Source organism: Phytopseudomonas daroniae (assembly GCF_004327275.1).
GTDB classification, from domain to species: domain Bacteria; phylum Pseudomonadota; class Gammaproteobacteria; order Pseudomonadales; family Pseudomonadaceae; genus Aquipseudomonas; species Aquipseudomonas daroniae.
The window spans coordinates 1,025,263-1,041,732 of the sequence record NZ_QJUJ01000001.1 but is presented as its reverse complement, the minus strand read 5'-3'; the positions used below and the strand labels follow the sequence as shown (position 1 = coordinate 1,041,732).

Genomic DNA, 16,470 nt, shown 5'->3' with positions numbered 1-16,470 from the left:
AGGCTTTCGCTGCATCGCTTGCGGGAGAGCCTTAACAGACCCTAGGATGCATTCAATCCGCACGTAACGAGAGAGCAGCAGATGACCGAAACCTTTACCCCCGGCCCGGATGCGGTGGAAATCATCGAGCGTGAAGAGTGCTTCCGAGGTTTTTATCGCCTGGATCGCTTCCGCCTGCGCCACCAGCAGTTCTCAGGCGGTATGGGGCCGGTGCTTAGCCGTGAACTGTTCATCCGCCACGATGCCGTTTGCGTGCTGCCCTACGATGCGGTGACCGACAGCGTGGTGCTGATCGAGCAGTTTCGCGTCGGCGCCATGCACAAGGCCACCAACCCCTGGTTGGTCGAGCTGGTGGCAGGCTTGATCGACAAGGACGAAGAGCCCGATGAAGTGGCGCTACGTGAAGCCGAGGAAGAAGCCGGGCTGACGCTGACGTCGTTGTGGCCGATAACCCGCTATTTCCCGTCGCCGGGCGGCTCCGACGAGTTCGTGCATCTGTTCCTCGGTCGTTGCGACAGCGCCGGGGTGGGCGGCATACACGGCCTGGAGGAAGAGGGCGAGGACATTCGCGTGCAGGTATGGCCTTTCGAGGATGCCTTGCAGGCGGTCAGGGATGGGCTGATCAACAATGCGGCGAGCATCATCGCCTTGCAGTGGCTGGCGCTGAATCGCGCCGAGGTAAGGGGCCTATGGGGGTAAATCTGCTGCGTGAGCGCTACCGGGTCGATCTAATCGAGCTGCAGGCTGCTTGCGAGGCCAATTACGCACGGCTGATGCGTTTGTTGCCAGGTATGCGCGAAGCCCAGGGCGCGCGGCGCGTGGCGCTCAGTCAGGGCGAGCGGCAGCTTGGCGTGTTGGCGCTGGAAGTGGTGGAGAGGTGCCCATACACCTCCACGGTGCAGGTGCGTCAGGAGCACAGCCTGCCCTGGCTGCCGGTACCGCAACTGGAAGTGCGCGTCTATCACGACGCACGCATGGCCGAGGTGACCGGTGCCCAGAGCGCGCGACGCTTTCGCGGCATCTATCCCTATCCCAACGCGGCCATGCACCAACCGGACGAGAAAACCCAGCTCAACGTGTTTCTCGGTGAATGGCTGAGCCACTGCCTTGCATGTGGGCACGAGACCGAGCCGCTGGTTTGAGCTAATTCTTTGTCATAAGAATGCTTCGGGTTTCTGTGAACTAGTCACTATTAGTGGGTTTACCGGGCCACATCGCGATTCCATAATTTGCACTTGCCCTCCATGGAGAAGCACTTTGTCGAGTGCGTATGCGTCCACCCCCGCTGATTCTTCGGTATTGCTGGTGCAGCTTACCGACAGCCATCTGTTTGCCGGCACGGACGGCAAGCTGCTGGGCATGGACACCGCTGACAGCCTGCGCCAGGTGGTCGATCTGGTGCTTGAAGAGCAGCCGGCCATCGACATGATTCTGGCCACTGGTGATTTGTCCCAGGACGGCAGCCCGGCCTCCTATGCGCGCTTTCTCGAACTGAGCGCCGCGCTGAGAACGTCAGCCCGCTGGATTCCCGGCAACCATGACGACATCCTGGCGATGCAGGCGGCCTGCGTGGGTAGCGATCTGCTGGAACCGGTCGTGGATCTCGGCACCTGGCGGTTGATCATGCTTGATTCGTCGATCCCCGGCGCGGTGCCCGGTTACCTCCAGGAGCCGCAGCTGGCGCTGTTGGAGCGGGCATTGAGCGAGGCGCCGGATCGTCACCATCTGATCTGCCTGCATCACCACCCGGTGGATATCGGCTGTCAGTGGATGGCGCCGATCGGGCTGCGCAACCCCGATGCGCTGTTCGCCGTACTGGATCGGTTTCCCCAGGCGCGGGCGATTCTCTGGGGGCACGTCCACCAGGCGATCGATGAGATGCGCGGCAAGGTGCGGCTTCTGGCCTCACCGTCGACCTGCGTACAGTTCACGCCAGGCAGCGAGGATTTTCAGGTCGATAGCACGGCGCCCGGCTACCGCTGGCTGCGTCTGCACAGTGATGGGCGGCTGGAAACCGAGATATCGAGGGTCAGTGGCATCGTTTTCGAGCCTGACTACAGTGTTGGCGGGTACTAGGGTCTGTTGACGCGGCAACGCGGCTTGCGCTGAAACGTCATCAGACCCTGGTGTCGCGACAACGGTCATATGTCGGCCAGGGTGGTCGATGAGCCGAGGCGGCGAACGGGATATCGTAATGTGGGATGGCAGCCATAAGGCGATAGCAGACGGTCGTAGGATGGGTGAAACCCATCGGAAATTGATGGGTTTCACCCATCCTACGGGCTGGTGGATGAAAAGAGCGTCATCCACCCTACGTCTGCTTACGCCTTTGAGCGACCACTCAGCCTAATCGCTCGGATACCACATTTGATGGGTGACGCTACACTAGCAACGCTTGCGGCCTATAGGGCGGCGCTAGTAGCCTCTCGTTATGACTACAGGCATTCTTTATATCCATGGGCTCAATAGTTCGCCGGCTTCCACCAAGGCCAGCCAACTGACCGTCGCCATGACCGCCATGGGGCTGCAAGCGCAACTGCGGGTTCCTGTCCTGCATCATCACCCGCGCCAGGCTATTGCCGAGCTCGAGGCGCTGATCGCTGAACTCGGCCGCCCCACTCTGGTCGGCAGCTCCCTGGGCGGCTACTATGCGACCCATCTGGCCGAACGGCATGGCCTCAAGGCGCTGTTGATCAACCCGGCGGTGTGCCCGCACCGGCTGTTCGACGGTTACCTCGGCCCGCAATGCAACCATTACAGTGGCGAAACCTGGGATCTGACTGCCGATCACGTGGCGGCACTGGCGGAACTCGAGACTCCGCCGCCCACGGATCCGGCCCGTTATCAGGTATGGCTGCAGACCGCCGATGAAACCCTCGATTACCGGCACGCCCAGGCGTACTACCGGCATTGCGCGCTGCGCATCGAGGCCGGCGGTGATCATGGCTTCCAGGGCTTCGCAGAGCGCCTGCCCATGCTGTTCGCCTTCGCCGGCATCGCGCCCGTGTCCTGACCGGCCGCGCCCGAACCCCGATCAATCAGAGCATTTCAGAGACCTATGGCCCAGCAAAACGCCTACAACGCAGATGCCATCGAAGTCCTTTCCGGCCTTGATCCGGTGCGCAAGCGGCCGGGGATGTATACCGACACCAGCCGCCCCAACCACCTGGCCCAGGAAGTCATCGACAACAGTGTCGACGAAGCCCTGGCGGGTCACGCCAAATCCATTCAGGTAATCCTCCACGAGGACAACTCCCTGGAAGTGAGCGATGACGGTCGCGGTATGCCGGTGGACATTCACCCGGAAGAGGGCGTACCTGGTGTCGAACTGATCCTTACCAAGCTGCACGCCGGCGGCAAGTTTTCCAACAAGAACTACCAGTTTTCCGGCGGTCTGCACGGTGTGGGTATCTCGGTGGTCAACGCCCTGTCGACCCGTGTCGAAGTGCGGGTCAAGCGCGACGGCAACGAATATTCCATGGCCTTCGCCGATGGCTTCAAGGCCAGCGACCTGGAAGTGATCGGCACGGTCGGCAAGCGCAACACCGGCACCAGCGTGCATTTCTGGCCGGACGGCAAATATTTCGATTCCCACAAGTTCTCGGTCAGCCGCCTCAAGCACGTGCTCAAGGCCAAGGCCGTGCTGTGCCCCGGCCTGGCGGTGAGCTTTCATGACAAGGCGAGCGGCGAGCAGGTCGAGTGGTTATATGAAGACGGCCTGCGTTCCTACCTGGTCGATGCGGTCAGCGAGTACGAGCGCCTGCCCAACGAACCCTTCTGCGGCAGCCTGGCCGGTAACAAGGAGGCGGTGGATTGGGCGCTGCTGTGGCTGCCGGAAGGCGGCGACTCGGTGCAGGAAAGCTACGTCAACCTGATCCCTACCGCCCAGGGCGGTACCCACGTCAACGGTCTGCGTCAGGGCCTGCTGGACGCCATGCGCGAATTCTGCGAGTTTCGCAACCTGCTGCCCCGTGGGGTCAAGCTGGCCCCGGAAGACGTCTGGGAGCGTATCGCCTTCGTGCTCTCGATGAAGATGCAGGATGCTCAGTTCTCCGGGCAGACCAAAGAGCGGCTGTCCTCCCGAGAGGCTGCTGCGTTCGTCTCCGGTGTGGTCAAGGACGCCTTCAGCCTGTGGCTCAACGCCCATCCGGAGTTCGGTCAGCAGTTGGCCGAGCTGGCCATCAGCAACGCCAGCCGCCGTCTCAAGGCCGGCAAGAAGGTCGAGCGCAAGAAGATCACTCAGGGCCCGGCATTGCCCGGCAAGCTGGCCGATTGCGCCGGGCAGAACCCGATGCGTTGCGAGCTGTTCCTGGTCGAGGGCGACTCCGCCGGTGGCTCGGCCAAGCAGGCGCGGGACAAGGAGTTTCAGGCGATCCTGCCGTTGCGCGGCAAGATCCTCAATACCTGGGAAGTGGACGGCGGCGAAGTGCTGGCCAGCCAGGAAGTGCACAACATCGCCGTGGCCGTCGGTCTCGACCCCGGCTCCAGCGATCTGGGCCAGTTGCGTTACGGCAAGATCTGCATCCTCGCCGATGCCGACTCCGACGGCCTGCACATCGCCACGCTGCTCTGCGCACTGTTCGTGCAGCATTTCCGTCCGTTGGTGGATGCAGGTCATGTGTACGTGGCGATGCCGCCGCTGTATCGCATCGATCTCGGCAAGGAAATCTACTACGCCCTGGACGAACCAGAGCGCGACGGCATTCTCGATCGTCTGGTGGCCGAGAAGAAACGCGGCAAGCCGCAGGTCACCCGCTTCAAGGGCCTGGGCGAAATGAACCCGCCGCAGTTACGCGAAACCACCATGGATCCCAATACTCGGCGGCTGGTGCAACTGACCCTCGAGGACTTCGAGGGTACTCGCGAAATGATGGACATGCTGCTGGCGAAGAAGCGTGCCGGCGACCGCAAGTCCTGGCTGGAGTCCAAGGGTAACCTGGCCGAGGTACTGCTCTGATGCGGCACCTGCTCGGCGCCCTGTTGCTGGCGTCAGTGACGCCGCTGCTCGCCGATACGCCAGCGCTCGAGGAACTCAAGCTGCTCAGCGAACACCCGGTCGCCGGGATGGACGCCGGCAATCTGTCCGGCCTGGCCTGGTGCGGCGACGCGCTGTGGGCGGTATCCGACCGCGAAGACGATCGCCTCTATCGCCTCGATTCTTCCGATCGTATCTGGCAGGCCGAGGTCGAGCATTTCGTGGCGCCACCGGCGCCGGTGATGCCGCTGCCCTGGGGCCTGCGCATGCGCGCCTGGGTGTCCGGCCTGGTGCGCGGTGGCCATCTGGATTTCGAAGGCATCTCCTGCGACGCCAAGGGCAATCGCTATCTGGTCAGTGAAAGCCGCGCCGCGGTGCTGCAGGTGCCGCCAGCCGCCGATGCGCAGTGGCTGACCCTGCCCGAAGGCATGGTGCGCCAGGCGCGCGCCAGCGGCATGCTGCTGCATTTCAACTCGCTGTTCGAAGGCATCGCCGTCGATCCGGCAGGCGAGCGCCTGTGGCTGGCGGCGGAAAAACAGCGGCGCGGCCTGGTGGTGCTGCATCATCGTCGCGCTACCTGGCTCTGCGAAGGCGGTTGCGTGCTGCTCAGCGAGGGCGGCCAGGAAGCCTCACCCGAGGCGCTGGGCGGGGCGCCAGCGCCGGTGGACTTCTCCGGCCTGGCTTTTCACAACGAAAAACTCTTTACCCTGGAGCGTCAGGCCCATCGCATCTGCCGCCGTACGCCAGCGACCGGCGACGCCGAGCGCTGCTGGTCATTCGCCGCTGAGGCGCTGACCGACGAACGTCGCTATCCCATGAGCTACGGTGTGGCCGAGGCGCTGTCGATCGACGAGGAGGGCGCCTGGGTCGGTGTCGACAATGGCGGCCATGCGCGTGGCGATGGCGAGAAGCGCCCGGTGGTCTGGCGCTTCGCCGCACCTGCCGGTGGCTGGGGCGTGACGCGGTGAGCGAACAGACCGCCGGCCGTCGTGCCGGCCGGGTGATGCTGGTGCTGGCCTGGGGGGCGGGGCTGCTGCTGGCCACGCATTTCTTCGGCAAATGGGAAGATGACAAGAACCATCCCAACCGCCAGCCGCAGTCGGTGCATGGCAGCGATTACGTCGAAGTGCGTCTGGCCAGCAGCCGCGGCGGGCATTATCTGGTCGATGGGCAGATCAACGGCGATCCGGTGACTTTCCTGCTCGATACCGGCGCTACCCAGGTTGCCATACCCAGTCAGGTCGCCCGCAGTCTCGGCCTGCAGTCTGGCGCGCCCGTGCAGATCAGTACCGCCAATGGCCGCGCCACGGCGCACCGCACGCGCCTGGAGCGCCTGCAGCTTGGCGATATCGTCCTGCATGACGTATCCGCGCTCATCGCGCCGGGCATGGACGGCGATGAAGTCCTGCTGGGCATGAGCGCCTTGAAACAACTTGAATTCAGTCAGCGCGACGGCACCTTGATGTTGCGCCAATCAACCTTGCAATGAGGCACGCATGAGCGAAACCCTCGATCTGAGCCTGGACGGTGTCGAACGCCGCTCCCTTGCCGACTTCACCGAGCAGGCTTATCTCAACTATTCGATGTACGTGATCATGGATCGCGCGCTGCCGCATATCGGCGACGGTCTCAAACCGGTGCAGCGTCGTATCGTCTATGCCATGAGCGAGTTGGGGCTGGACGCCGATTCCAAGCACAAGAAATCGGCGCGTACCGTCGGCGATGTGCTCGGCAAGTTCCACCCGCACGGCGACTCGGCCTGCTACGAAGCCATGGTGCTGATGGCGCAACCGTTCAGTTACCGCTACACCCTGGTCGATGGCCAGGGCAACTGGGGGGCGCCGGACGATCCCAAGTCCTTCGCCGCCATGCGTTACACCGAGGCGCGTCTGTCGCGCTATTCCGAAGTGCTGCTGACCGAGCTCGGTCAGGGCACGGTGGATTGGGTGCCGAACTTCGATGGCACCCTGAACGAGCCGGCGACCCTGCCGGCGCGGCTGCCCAACCTGCTGCTCAATGGCACAACCGGCATCGCCGTGGGCATGGCCACCGACGTGCCGCCGCATAACCTGCGCGAAGTCGCGGCCGCCTGCGTACGCCTGCTCGACGAACCCAACGCCACGGTGGAGCAGCTCTGCGAGCACGTGCTCGGCCCGGACTATCCGACCGAGGCGGAGGTCATCACCCCGCGTGCCGATCTGCTGAAAATCTACGAAACCGGTCGCGGCTCGGTACGCATGCGCGCCGTGTATAGCGTCGAGGACGGCGACATCGTGGTCACCGCGCTGCCGCACCAGGTGTCCGGTGCCAAGGTGCTGGAGCAGATCGCCGGCCAGATGCAGGCCAAGAAGCTACCGATGGTCGCCGACCTGCGCGACGAGTCGGATCACGAACATCCCTGCCGCATCGTCATCATCCCGCGTTCCAACCGGGTGGATGCCGATGAGCTGATGCAGCACCTGTTCGCCACCACCGAGCTGGAGTCGAGCTACCGGGTCAACAGCAACGTCATCGGCCTGGATGGCAAGCCCCAGGTGAAGAACCTGCGGCAATTGTTGCGCGAATGGCTGGAGTACCGCGTCAATACGGTACGCCGCCGTCTGCAATTCCGTCTGGACAAGGTCGAGAAGCGCCTGCATCTGTTGGAGGGCTTGCTGGTTGCCTTCCTCAACCTGGATGAAGTGATCCAGATCATCCGCACCGAGGATCATCCCAAGGCACGCCTGATCGAGCGTTTCGCGCTGAGCGAGGTGCAAGCCGACTACATCCTCGACACGCGCCTGCGCCAACTGGCCCGCCTGGAAGAAATGAAGATCCGTGGCGAGCAGGATGAGCTGGCCAAGGAACGCGACAAGCTGCTGACCCTGCTGGGCAGCGAAGCCAAGCTGAAGAAGCTGGTGCGCAAGGAAATCATCGAAGACGCCGAGAAGTATGGCGATGACCGCCGTTCGCCGATCGTTGCCCGTGCTGAAGCCAAGGCGCTTTCGGAAACCGAGCTGATGCCGACCGAGCCGGTCACCGTGGTGATCTCGGAAAAAGGCTGGGTACGCTGCGGCAAGGGCCACGACATCGACGCCACCGGGCTCTCCTACAAGGCCGGTGACGGCTTCAAGGCAGCGGCGCCGGGGCGTTCCAATCAATACGCGGTATTCATCGATTCCACTGGGCGTAGCTATTCGCTGGCGGCGCATTCGCTGCCGTCGGCACGGGGCCAGGGCGAGCCGCTGACCGGTCGTCTGACGCCACCGCCAGGCGCCACCTTCGAGTGCGTACTACTGCCCGATGATGAGGCGCTGTACGTGATCGCCTCGGACGCCGGCTACGGCTTCGTGGTCAAGGGCGAAGACCTGCAGGCCAAGAACAAGGCCGGCAAGGCCCTGCTCAGCCTGCCCAATGGCGCGCGGGTAGTGGCACCGCGGCCACTGGCCAATCGCGAGGAAGACTGGTTGGCGGCAGTCACCACCGAAGGTCGTCTGCTGTTGTTCAAGGTCGCCGACCTGCCGCAACTGGGCAAGGGCAAAGGCAACAAGATCATCGGTATCCCCGGTGAGCGCGTCGCCAGTCGTGAGGAGTACCTTACCGACCTGGCCGTGCTGCCCCAGGGCGCGACGCTTGTATTGCAGGCCGGCAAGCGTACCCTGTCCCTGAAGGCCGATGACCTTGAGCATTACAAGGGCGAACGTGGTCGACGCGGCAACAAATTGCCGCGTGGCTTCCAGCGCGTCGACGCTTTGCTGGTCGAGTAAACGCCTACTGGCAAGTGGCCTGCTACTGGAGTTGCAGGCCGGTTTGACGGATGATATCGCTCTTGCGTGCCCGCCTTGTGGTGGGACGTATACCGTCTTTTTCGGATCAAGGCGCTCGATGGCAAGCACATTGCTTATGGACAGGGATTATTTGACACCTCGCCGGGGGTTTGTCGACGCGGTGATTTACCTATTTTTTGTTTTTTGACCCTTTACCTGTAGCCATGGTCGCTGGCGATAGTGCCAGCTGGAAGACATTGATGATTGTTAAGCGGCTTCCTCTCACGCTTCTCCTGGCTGGTCTGCTGACGCTGACCGGCTGTTCGCATTTCATGCCCGTCTCGCTCTATCAGCTCGATGGTGGCACCAGCGCCACCAAAACCGCTGACAAGGACGGGATGAGCGTACTGCTGGGCCCCATCACTGTCGCGGATTATCTACAGCGTGAAGCGCTGCTGCAGCGCCAGGACGACGGCAGCCTGAGCACCGCCGGCAATGCCCGCTGGGCAGGCAGCCTGGCTACCGATCTGGATCGCCAGGTGTTGCGCCAGTTGTCGGGCCGGATCAACAGCCAGCGTCTGGTGCTCGCTTCGGACAACCCAAGCTTCAAGGCCCAGGTACAAGTACTGTTATCCGTGACTCGCCTGGATTCCGGCCCACGCCAGCCTGCAGTGCTTGAAGCGCAATGGCGCCTGGTTGGTCAGGAAGGGCAGTTGCTCGATAGCCGGCTGGTACGCCTGGAAGAGAAGCACCAAGGTGCTGTAGCTGATCAGGTGCGCGCCCAGAGCGTTGTGGTGCAGCAACTGATCGAGCAACTGGCTACTGCTGTGAAGAGTCACGCTAACACGCCGATCGCTACCGAGGAGCCGCGCAAGAAAGCGCCGGTCCCGGCCGCGCGCCAGGAACCGCCGAAAATGCCGGTAGCCGAACCGATCCGGATCGACGCGGAAGTATTCCGCTTCTGATCCCGGGAGCAGGTTCCGAGGCGAATCAGGCTTTGCCTGGCTCGTCTTGGACTTCGATCCTTTGGTACCCCTCTAGGGTCTGTTGACGTTTCAGCACGACCGCGCCGGAGCCCGTTTTGCCGCGAGGCAAGGCACGAGCCGCGAAGTTTAGCTGGCTAAATGAGCCGGCGAGAAACGCAGCATCGCGGCAAAACGGGCCCGGCCCTTCGGGTTGCGCGGGAAATCTCGCCATGCGTCGTTGGAGGACTTGGCAAGGGAACGACCATTCCCTGCGTCCTCCGCCTAGCCTGGCGAGATTTCTCGCGGCAACGCGGCTTGCGCTGAAAGGTCAACAGACCCTAGCACTCCTGCCGTCCGTATCGCCTCGTCGAGGAATACGGTTACGGCCGGGTGCTTGCGCTCGCCCTTTCGGTAGGCGAGGAATATCTTGCGCTGAATGGCCGGAGCCAAACGCACGGCCGTGACGTTTTCCAGCGGTCGCACCAGACGCAAGCCCGAGACCACCGAAATCGAATTGCCGGACGCCACCATCGCCGCGACCATTTCGAAACCGGCACAGTGCGCGTTGATGCGTGGCACGAAGCCGGAGCGTCGGCACAGGTTGCCGATGAACTCGCCGAACGAGCTGTTGGTGGAGTCCAGCGCCCAGGCTTCGTCCTGCAGGTCGGCGATGGTCAGGGTGCTGCGCGATGCCAGCGGGTGGCTCGTCGGTAGCAGCACGTGCAGGCGGTCTTCGGTCAGCGGGATCAGCTCGTAGTGCTCCTGACGCGATTTGGCCGCACCGGCCAGGTCATCGACTACCGCCACATCGATCTGCCAGGCACTCAGGGCACTCAGGCTCTCCTGCGGCTCCAGATCGGCCACCACCACGTCCAGGCGCGGATAGGCCTCACGCAGATTGCGCACGATGGGGGCGACCAGCGCCGCTGCGATCGAAGGAAACGCGGCCACTCGCAGTTCACCGGCGATTTCGCTGCGCATCTGCGCCAGTTCCGAACGAGCTTCGTCGAGAATCACCAGGATACGTTCGACGTGTGCCACCAGCCGACCACCTGCTGGCGTCAGCACCACGCCACGACCCCGCCGCTCGATCAGTGCCACATCGGCCTCGCGCTCCAGCTGCGTGATCTGCTGGGAAACCGCAGAGGGCGTGAGGTGCAGGAACTCGGCGGTAGCCGCCATGGTGCCGCAGCGGGCCAGCTCGCGAAGGGTGCGTAAACGGATCAGATCCATGGGTAGGCTCTATAGGTAAGATTTTCTAATCAATATGGTAAGAATAAATCAGTATACATAATGAAAATAGGGTCTTAGATTTTTCCCATCGACGGTGCGTAACCGGGCACCTGTCTTCACCTCATAAAAGAAAAACACCGCCATGGCCATTAGCGTATTCGACCTGTTCAAAGTGGGCATCGGCCCATCGAGCTCGCACACCGTCGGGCCGATGCGCGCCGCCGCCCTGTTCACCCATGCTCTGGAAAACCAGGGCCACATGCCCCACGTCGTGCGGGTGGTGGCCGAGCTGTACGGCTCGCTGGGCGCAACCGGCAAGGGCCATGGCAGTGACAAGGCGGTGCTGCTTGGCCTTAGCGGCCATGAGCCGGATACCGTCGATGTCGATCAGGTAGCCGACTATATCGAGATCATTCGCAGCCATAAGCGCATCACGTTACCTGGCGGGCATGACATCGCTTTCAACGAAAAGACCGACCTGAAGATGATTCGCAAGGCGCTACCGCTGCATGCCAACGGCCTGCGCTTCGCTGCCTTCGATGCGGCCGGCCTGCAGGTGCATGAGGCCACCTACTATTCGGTCGGTGGCGGTTTCGTGGTCAATGAGTCGGTGCTGGCCGACGGCTCGCGACACAAGGAAATCGCACCGGACGCCACCAGCCTGCCACTGCCGTTTCGCTCCGGTGTCGACCTGCTGAATCTGGCTCAGGAGCACGGCATCAGCATCGCCGAGGTGATGCGCCGCAACGAGCGGCATTGGCGCAGCGACGAAGAGATCGACAGCGGCTTGCTGGCGATCTGGCGTGTGATGCAGGCCTGTGTCGACCGCGGCTGTCGTACCGAGGGCATCCTGCCTGGCGGCTTCAAGGTCAAGCGCCGTGCTGCGCAGTTGGCCGAACGTCTTGGCGTGTTCCAGCGCAGTCCCCAAGAAGACCCGTTGCGCATGCTCGACTGGGTCAATCTCTGGGCGCTGGCCGTCAACGAAGAAAATGCCGCGGGTGGGCGCGTGGTCACGGCACCCACCAACGGCGCGGCGGGCATCATTCCCGCAGTGCTGCATTACTACGCCCAGGCCATCGCCGGAGCGGACGACAAGGGCATCATCGATTTCCTGCTCACGGCCGGTGCCATCGGCATTCTCTACAAGGAGAATGCCTCCATCAGCGGTGCCGAGGTCGGCTGCCAGGGGGAAGTTGGCGTGGCTTGTTCGATGGCTGCCGGCGCGCTGTGCGCGGTGCTGGGCGGTACGCCCGAACAGGTCGAGAACGCTGCGGAGATCGGCATGGAGCACCACCTGGGGCTGACCTGCGATCCGGTCGGCGGGCTGGTGCAGATCCCCTGCATCGAGCGCAACGCCATCGCCTCGGTCAAGGCCATCAATGCGGCGCGCATGGCTTTGTATGGCAATGGCTCGCACCACGTGAGCCTGGACAAGGTGATCAAGACCATGCGCGAAACCGGCGCCGACATGCTGACCAAATACAAGGAAACCGCACGCGGCGGCCTGGCCGTGAACATCATCGAGTGCTGAGCCGTTCGTCAGCCTGAATCCCATGGGATGCGTGGCCTGACGGGCCCGCATTCTGCGTTGAAAGTCCCACAACAATAACAAGCGAGACCTACCTGCATGACCACCCATACCATCTAAATGGCGCTGATCCCATCCCCCTCCCTTATAATCGCGTGATGTCGTGGGGTGACCTGCCCGGTTGGCGTGGCTCATGCCCCTGCTGACCTGTCCCCCAATGCCATCAAGCCTAGAATTCTGGACAGCGTCTACTACATGAATACTCTAAAACGCATTGCCTCCGCCTATTCCAATACCAGCCTGGTGCTCCGCATTTTCATCGGCCTGGTGCTGGGCATTCTGCTCGCCTATTTCTCGCCGGCCTCCGCGCTCAAGGTCGGCCTGCTTGGCGAACTGTTCATCCTCGCTCTGAAGGCGGTCGCGCCGGTACTCGTGCTGGTGCTGGTGATGTCCTCCCTGGCGGCCCACCAGAGTGGCCAGCCCACCCACATTCGCCCAGTGCTGATGATGTATCTGATCAGTACCTTCAGTGCCGCGGCCCTGGCGGTATGCGCCAGTTTCCTGTTTCCCACCACACTGTCGTTGGATATCAGCTCGGCTGAAGGCAATCCGCCGGGCAGCATCATCGACGTGCTGCACAACCTGTTGACCAGCATCTTCGTCGGCCCGGTGCAGGCGCTGAACACCTCCAACTACATCGCCATCCTGGCCTGGGCAATAGCACTTGGCTTATTCCTGCGGCATGCCGCGCCTACCACCCGAGTGTTTTTGGGCGACATGTCCGATGCCATCACACGGGTTGTGCGGTTTGTCATCGAGCAGGCGCCGATCGGTATCTTCGGCCTGGTTGCCAGTACCCTGGCGGCCTCCGGCTTCGAAGCGCTGTATGGTTACGCCCGCCTGTTGCTGGTGATGGTGGGCTGCATGCTGGTGGTCACGCTGGTGGTCAACCCGCTGCTCGCCTACATCAAGATGCGCCGCAATCCTTATCCGTTGCTGTTCACGGTGCTGCGCGAGAGCGCGGTGACTGCCTTCTTCACCCGAAGCTCGGCGGCCAACATTCCGGTCAACCTGCGTCTGTGCGAGAAGCTCAAGCTGGACAGGGACACCTACTCGATCACCATCCCACTGGGCGCGACCATCAACATGGCTGGCGCCGCGATCACCATTTCCGTGATGGCCCTGGCCACCACTCACACGCTGGGTATCAGCGTCGATCTGCCGACCGCGCTGCTGCTCTGCGTAGTGTCGTCTCTCGCTGCCGCGGGTGTGTCCGGCGTGGCCGGTGGTTCGTTGCTGCTGATCCCGATGGCGACCAGCCTGTTCGGGGTGGATACCGACATCGCCATGCAGGTCGTGGCCATCGGCTTCGTCATCGGTGTGGTGCAGGACTCCTTCGAGACCGCCCTGAACTCGCACACCGATGTGGTCTTCACCGCGGCGGTGTCCTACGCCGGTGAAGAGCGTGGTGCTGCCGAGCAGGCCACCCGCATCGATACTCAGGCGTCCCGTAGCTGAAAGCCTCTGCATGAGAAAAAACGCGCCTCAGCAGGCCGTGTGAAAACGTAGCGAGCGAAGGTCAGGCAAGGCAAAAACCGGCGAAAAAGCGCAGTTTACGAGTTGTAAATGAGCATTTTGAGCCGGTTTTTAACGCCGCATGACCGAGCGCAGTAGTTTTCACACAGCCTGTCAGGGCGCGTTTTTGTTGGGCGAAAGGCTGGCTTAACGACTACACATACTGCGCCGCCGCATACCCCGAAGCCCAGGCCCACTGGAAGTTGAAGCCGCCCAGATGGCCGGTGACATCGAGCGCCTCGCCGACGAAATACAGTCCCGGCGATTTCAGCGACTCCATGGTCTTGGACGACACCTCTTTGGTGTCGATGCCGCCGAGGGTGACTTCCGCGGTGCGATAGCCTTCGGTGCCGGCGGGTACCAGCTGCCAGTCTGCCAGACGCTCGGCTATGGCCTTGAGCTCGGCCGGGGTGTACTGCTTCATCGGTTTGGAGGCGAACCAGTGTTCGGCCAGCAGGCCGGCCATCTTCTTGGTGAACAGCTCGCCCAACAGGGTCTTCAGCTCGCTGTTGGGGCGCTCGCCTTGCTGTTCCTGCAACCATTGCGGCAGGTCGATATGTGGCAGCAAATCGATGCTGACGCTGTCGCCAGGTTGCCAGTAAGAGGAAATCTGCAGGATCGCCGGGCCGCTGAGGCCACGGTGGGTGAACAGGATGTTCTCGACGAAACTCTGGCCATTGCAACTGACCCGGCAATCCTCTACCGAGGTGCCGGACAGCTCGCTGCACAACATTTTCAGCTGCGGATCGGTCAGCGTGAATGGCACCAGGCCCGCGCGGGTCGGCAACAGAGTGTGGCCGAACTGACGGGCGATCTGATAAGCGAAGCCAGTGGCGCCCAAGGTCGGAATCGACAGCCCACCGGTGGCGACCACCAGGGATTCACAGCTCACCGGGCCGAGGCTGGTGCTCAACCGGTAGCCATTTTCGCCGCGCTCGATGGTACTCACCGACGTGTCGAGGCGCAGGTCGACGCCGGCCTGCTCGCATTCGTCCAGCAACATGCCGAGGATGTCGCTGGACTTGTGGTCGCAGAACAACTGGCCGAGTTTCTTCTCGTGGTAGGGCACGCCGTGCTTGGTGACCAGGGCGATGAAATCCCACTGGGTGAAGCGCGCCAGGGCTGATTTGCAGAAGTGCGGGTTGTGCGAGAGGAAGTTACTCGGCTCGCAGTACATATTGGTGAAGTTGCAGCGCCCGCCGCCGGACATGAGGATCTTCTTGCCGGCTTTGTTGGCGTGGTCGAGCAGCAGCACGCTGCGGCCACGCGCGGCGGCGCTCATGGCGCACATCAGCCCGGCCGCGCCGGCACCGATGATGACAACCTGGGGTGAAAGCACGGCAATGTCCTCGCATACGCTAGGCGCCAGGCATCGCTGCGGGCTGACGCGAAACGGCGCAGTTTACCTGAAGGCGTGATTCAGCTGTCGGCAGCTGACGCTGTGATAGCGCCTGATCCGCCGGCTCGGGCTCGGGGCGCTGTTGTGGGCATTTACAGGCGAGCGGCGAATGTTGGCCGGGTTTCAGTCGCCGCCGCCATGCTTTGATGGCGGACTTTTTTACGAATTGCACATTGCCTTGGCTGGTCTAGCGATTATGCTCAATGAGTGAAGGGTAGCCATTTGCCATTATTTGCCTGCCACCATCTCAGCCGCGCCGTCGGGTGGCGCACGCAGTGCGTTCACCCTTGGTTTTCGGAGCCCAAGACCATTGAAAAGCTGGCGAGCGTGGTTCCTGTCGCTGTTCCTGCTGCCCTGGGCCGCGGCCGCTGAGCACCTGCATCTGGTCGCCGATACCTGGCCGCCGTTCACCGATCAGCGGTTACCTGGCAATGGCGTTGCGGTAGAACTGGTGACGACCGCCCTGGGCCGCGCCGGCTACACCAGCGATTACCGTGAGGTGCCCTGGGCGCGTGCCATCCTGGGGTTGCAGCGGGCTGACTACGATGTGCTGGTGAATGCCTGGTACAGCGACGAGCGTTCCGGGTTCGGCTACTTTTCCGAGCCATACCTGATCAATCGAATCCGTCTCGTGCAGCGCAAGGGCGATGTCATTGCCTTCACACAGCTCTCCGACCTGTATCCCTATCGGATCGCCGTGCTACGTGGTTACGCCTATTCCCAGGAATTCGGTGCCGACAACAATTTGCGCAAGGTCGCTGTCAGCAGTTTCGAGAGCGCCGCGCACATGGTGCAGCGTGGCCGGGTGAGCCTGGCGCTGGAAGATGAATACGTCGTGCGGTTTCAGTTCAACCACCAGCTCAAGGGCATGGCCGATCAACTGGAATTGCTGCCAACGCCCTTGAGCGAGAACGGCCTGCACATTCTCATCCGCCTCAGTCATGGCAAGCATGCCGAGATCGCCAAGCGCTTCGACGCCGCGATCGCAGCCATGCGCGCCGATGGCAGCTATGCCGCGATCATGGAGCGTCACGGCCTGTAGGAACGTG

The 16,470-nt window shown here is 62.6% G+C and carries 14 protein-coding genes; 12 read left to right on the top strand and 2 right to left on the bottom strand.

The genetic code is table 11. From position 1 onward, the window contains the following. Positions 1 to 81: 81 nt before the first annotated feature. From DNK10_RS04870 to DNK10_RS04830, 9 genes are all read left to right on the top strand, one after another. Positions 82 to 699, top strand: coding sequence for an NUDIX domain-containing protein (locus tag DNK10_RS04870; protein ID WP_131178142.1), 618 nt, complete (start codon positions 82 to 84; stop codon positions 697 to 699). Then, positions 690 to 1,142 (top strand): DUF1249 domain-containing protein, encoded by a 453-nt coding sequence (locus DNK10_RS04865; protein WP_131190746.1) that lies wholly within the window; start codon positions 690 to 692, stop codon positions 1,140 to 1,142. The genes DNK10_RS04870 and DNK10_RS04865 overlap by 10 nt, the downstream gene beginning before the upstream one ends. Positions 1,143 to 1,257: 115 nt before the next feature. Further along, positions 1,258 to 2,076, top strand: coding sequence for a 3',5'-cyclic-AMP phosphodiesterase (cpdA, locus tag DNK10_RS04860; RefSeq protein ID WP_131190745.1), 819 nt, complete (start codon positions 1,258 to 1,260; stop codon positions 2,074 to 2,076). A gap of 355 nt (positions 2,077 to 2,431) precedes the next feature. Beyond that, positions 2,432 to 3,013: a YqiA/YcfP family alpha/beta fold hydrolase gene (locus DNK10_RS04855; RefSeq protein ID WP_131190744.1), complete on the top strand. Its 582-nt coding sequence runs from the start codon at positions 2,432 to 2,434 to the stop codon at positions 3,011 to 3,013. Between the two features lie 45 nt (positions 3,014 to 3,058). Continuing rightward, complete coding sequence (gene parE, locus DNK10_RS04850; protein ID WP_131190743.1) at positions 3,059 to 4,957, top strand: DNA topoisomerase IV subunit B; 1,899 nt, start codon at positions 3,059 to 3,061, stop codon at positions 4,955 to 4,957. Next, positions 4,957 to 5,943, top strand: a complete 987-nt coding sequence (locus DNK10_RS04845; RefSeq protein WP_131178137.1) for an esterase-like activity of phytase family protein — start codon at positions 4,957 to 4,959, stop codon at positions 5,941 to 5,943. Before parE ends, DNK10_RS04845 begins: the two co-directional genes overlap by 1 nt. Next, a complete protein-coding gene (locus tag DNK10_RS04840) occupies positions 5,940 to 6,464 on the top strand; it encodes a retropepsin-like aspartic protease family protein (protein WP_131178136.1) in 525 nt (174 codons plus the stop codon). The genes DNK10_RS04845 and DNK10_RS04840 overlap by 4 nt, the downstream gene beginning before the upstream one ends. A 7-nt stretch (positions 6,465 to 6,471) precedes the next feature. After that, positions 6,472 to 8,721 carry a DNA topoisomerase IV subunit A gene (parC, locus tag DNK10_RS04835; protein WP_131178135.1) on the top strand — a complete coding sequence of 750 codons (2,250 nt, stop codon included), beginning with the start codon at positions 6,472 to 6,474 and terminating at the stop codon, positions 8,719 to 8,721. Between the two features lie 260 nt (positions 8,722 to 8,981). Beyond that, the gene (locus DNK10_RS04830; protein ID WP_208738779.1) at positions 8,982 to 9,686 is read left to right on the top strand and encodes a PqiC family protein; all 705 of its coding nucleotides are present in this window, start codon (positions 8,982 to 8,984) and stop codon (positions 9,684 to 9,686) included. Positions 9,687 to 9,968: 282 nt separating this feature from the next. Here the strand turns inward: DNK10_RS04830 and DNK10_RS04820 are convergent, their stop codons facing one another. Continuing rightward, on the bottom strand, positions 9,969 to 10,919 hold the full coding sequence (locus DNK10_RS04820; RefSeq protein ID WP_131178132.1) for a LysR family transcriptional regulator: 951 nt from the start codon (positions 10,917 to 10,919) through the stop codon (positions 9,969 to 9,971). 142 nt (positions 10,920 to 11,061) lie between these two features. Between DNK10_RS04820 and DNK10_RS04815 the strand changes: the two genes are divergently transcribed. Together DNK10_RS04815 and sstT are read left to right on the top strand one after the other, a co-directional pair. Beyond that, positions 11,062 to 12,450, top strand: a complete 1,389-nt coding sequence (locus DNK10_RS04815) for an L-serine ammonia-lyase (protein WP_131190740.1) — start codon at positions 11,062 to 11,064, stop codon at positions 12,448 to 12,450. Between the two features lie 252 nt (positions 12,451 to 12,702). Then, entirely contained in the window at positions 12,703 to 13,965 is a 1,263-nt protein-coding gene (gene sstT / locus DNK10_RS04810) for a serine/threonine transporter SstT (protein WP_131190739.1), read from the top strand. Positions 13,966 to 14,176: 211 nt separating this feature from the next. Here sstT and DNK10_RS04805 read toward each other — a convergent pair whose 3' ends face one another. Further along, positions 14,177 to 15,361 (bottom strand): BaiN/RdsA family NAD(P)/FAD-dependent oxidoreductase, encoded by a 1,185-nt coding sequence (locus tag DNK10_RS04805; RefSeq protein ID WP_131190738.1) that lies wholly within the window; start codon positions 15,359 to 15,361, stop codon positions 14,177 to 14,179. 370 nt (positions 15,362 to 15,731) lie between these two features. Between DNK10_RS04805 and DNK10_RS04800 the strand changes: the two genes are divergently transcribed. Continuing rightward, positions 15,732 to 16,463, top strand: coding sequence for a substrate-binding periplasmic protein (locus tag DNK10_RS04800; protein WP_131190737.1), 732 nt, complete (start codon positions 15,732 to 15,734; stop codon positions 16,461 to 16,463). Positions 16,464 to 16,470: the final 7 nt, after the last annotated feature.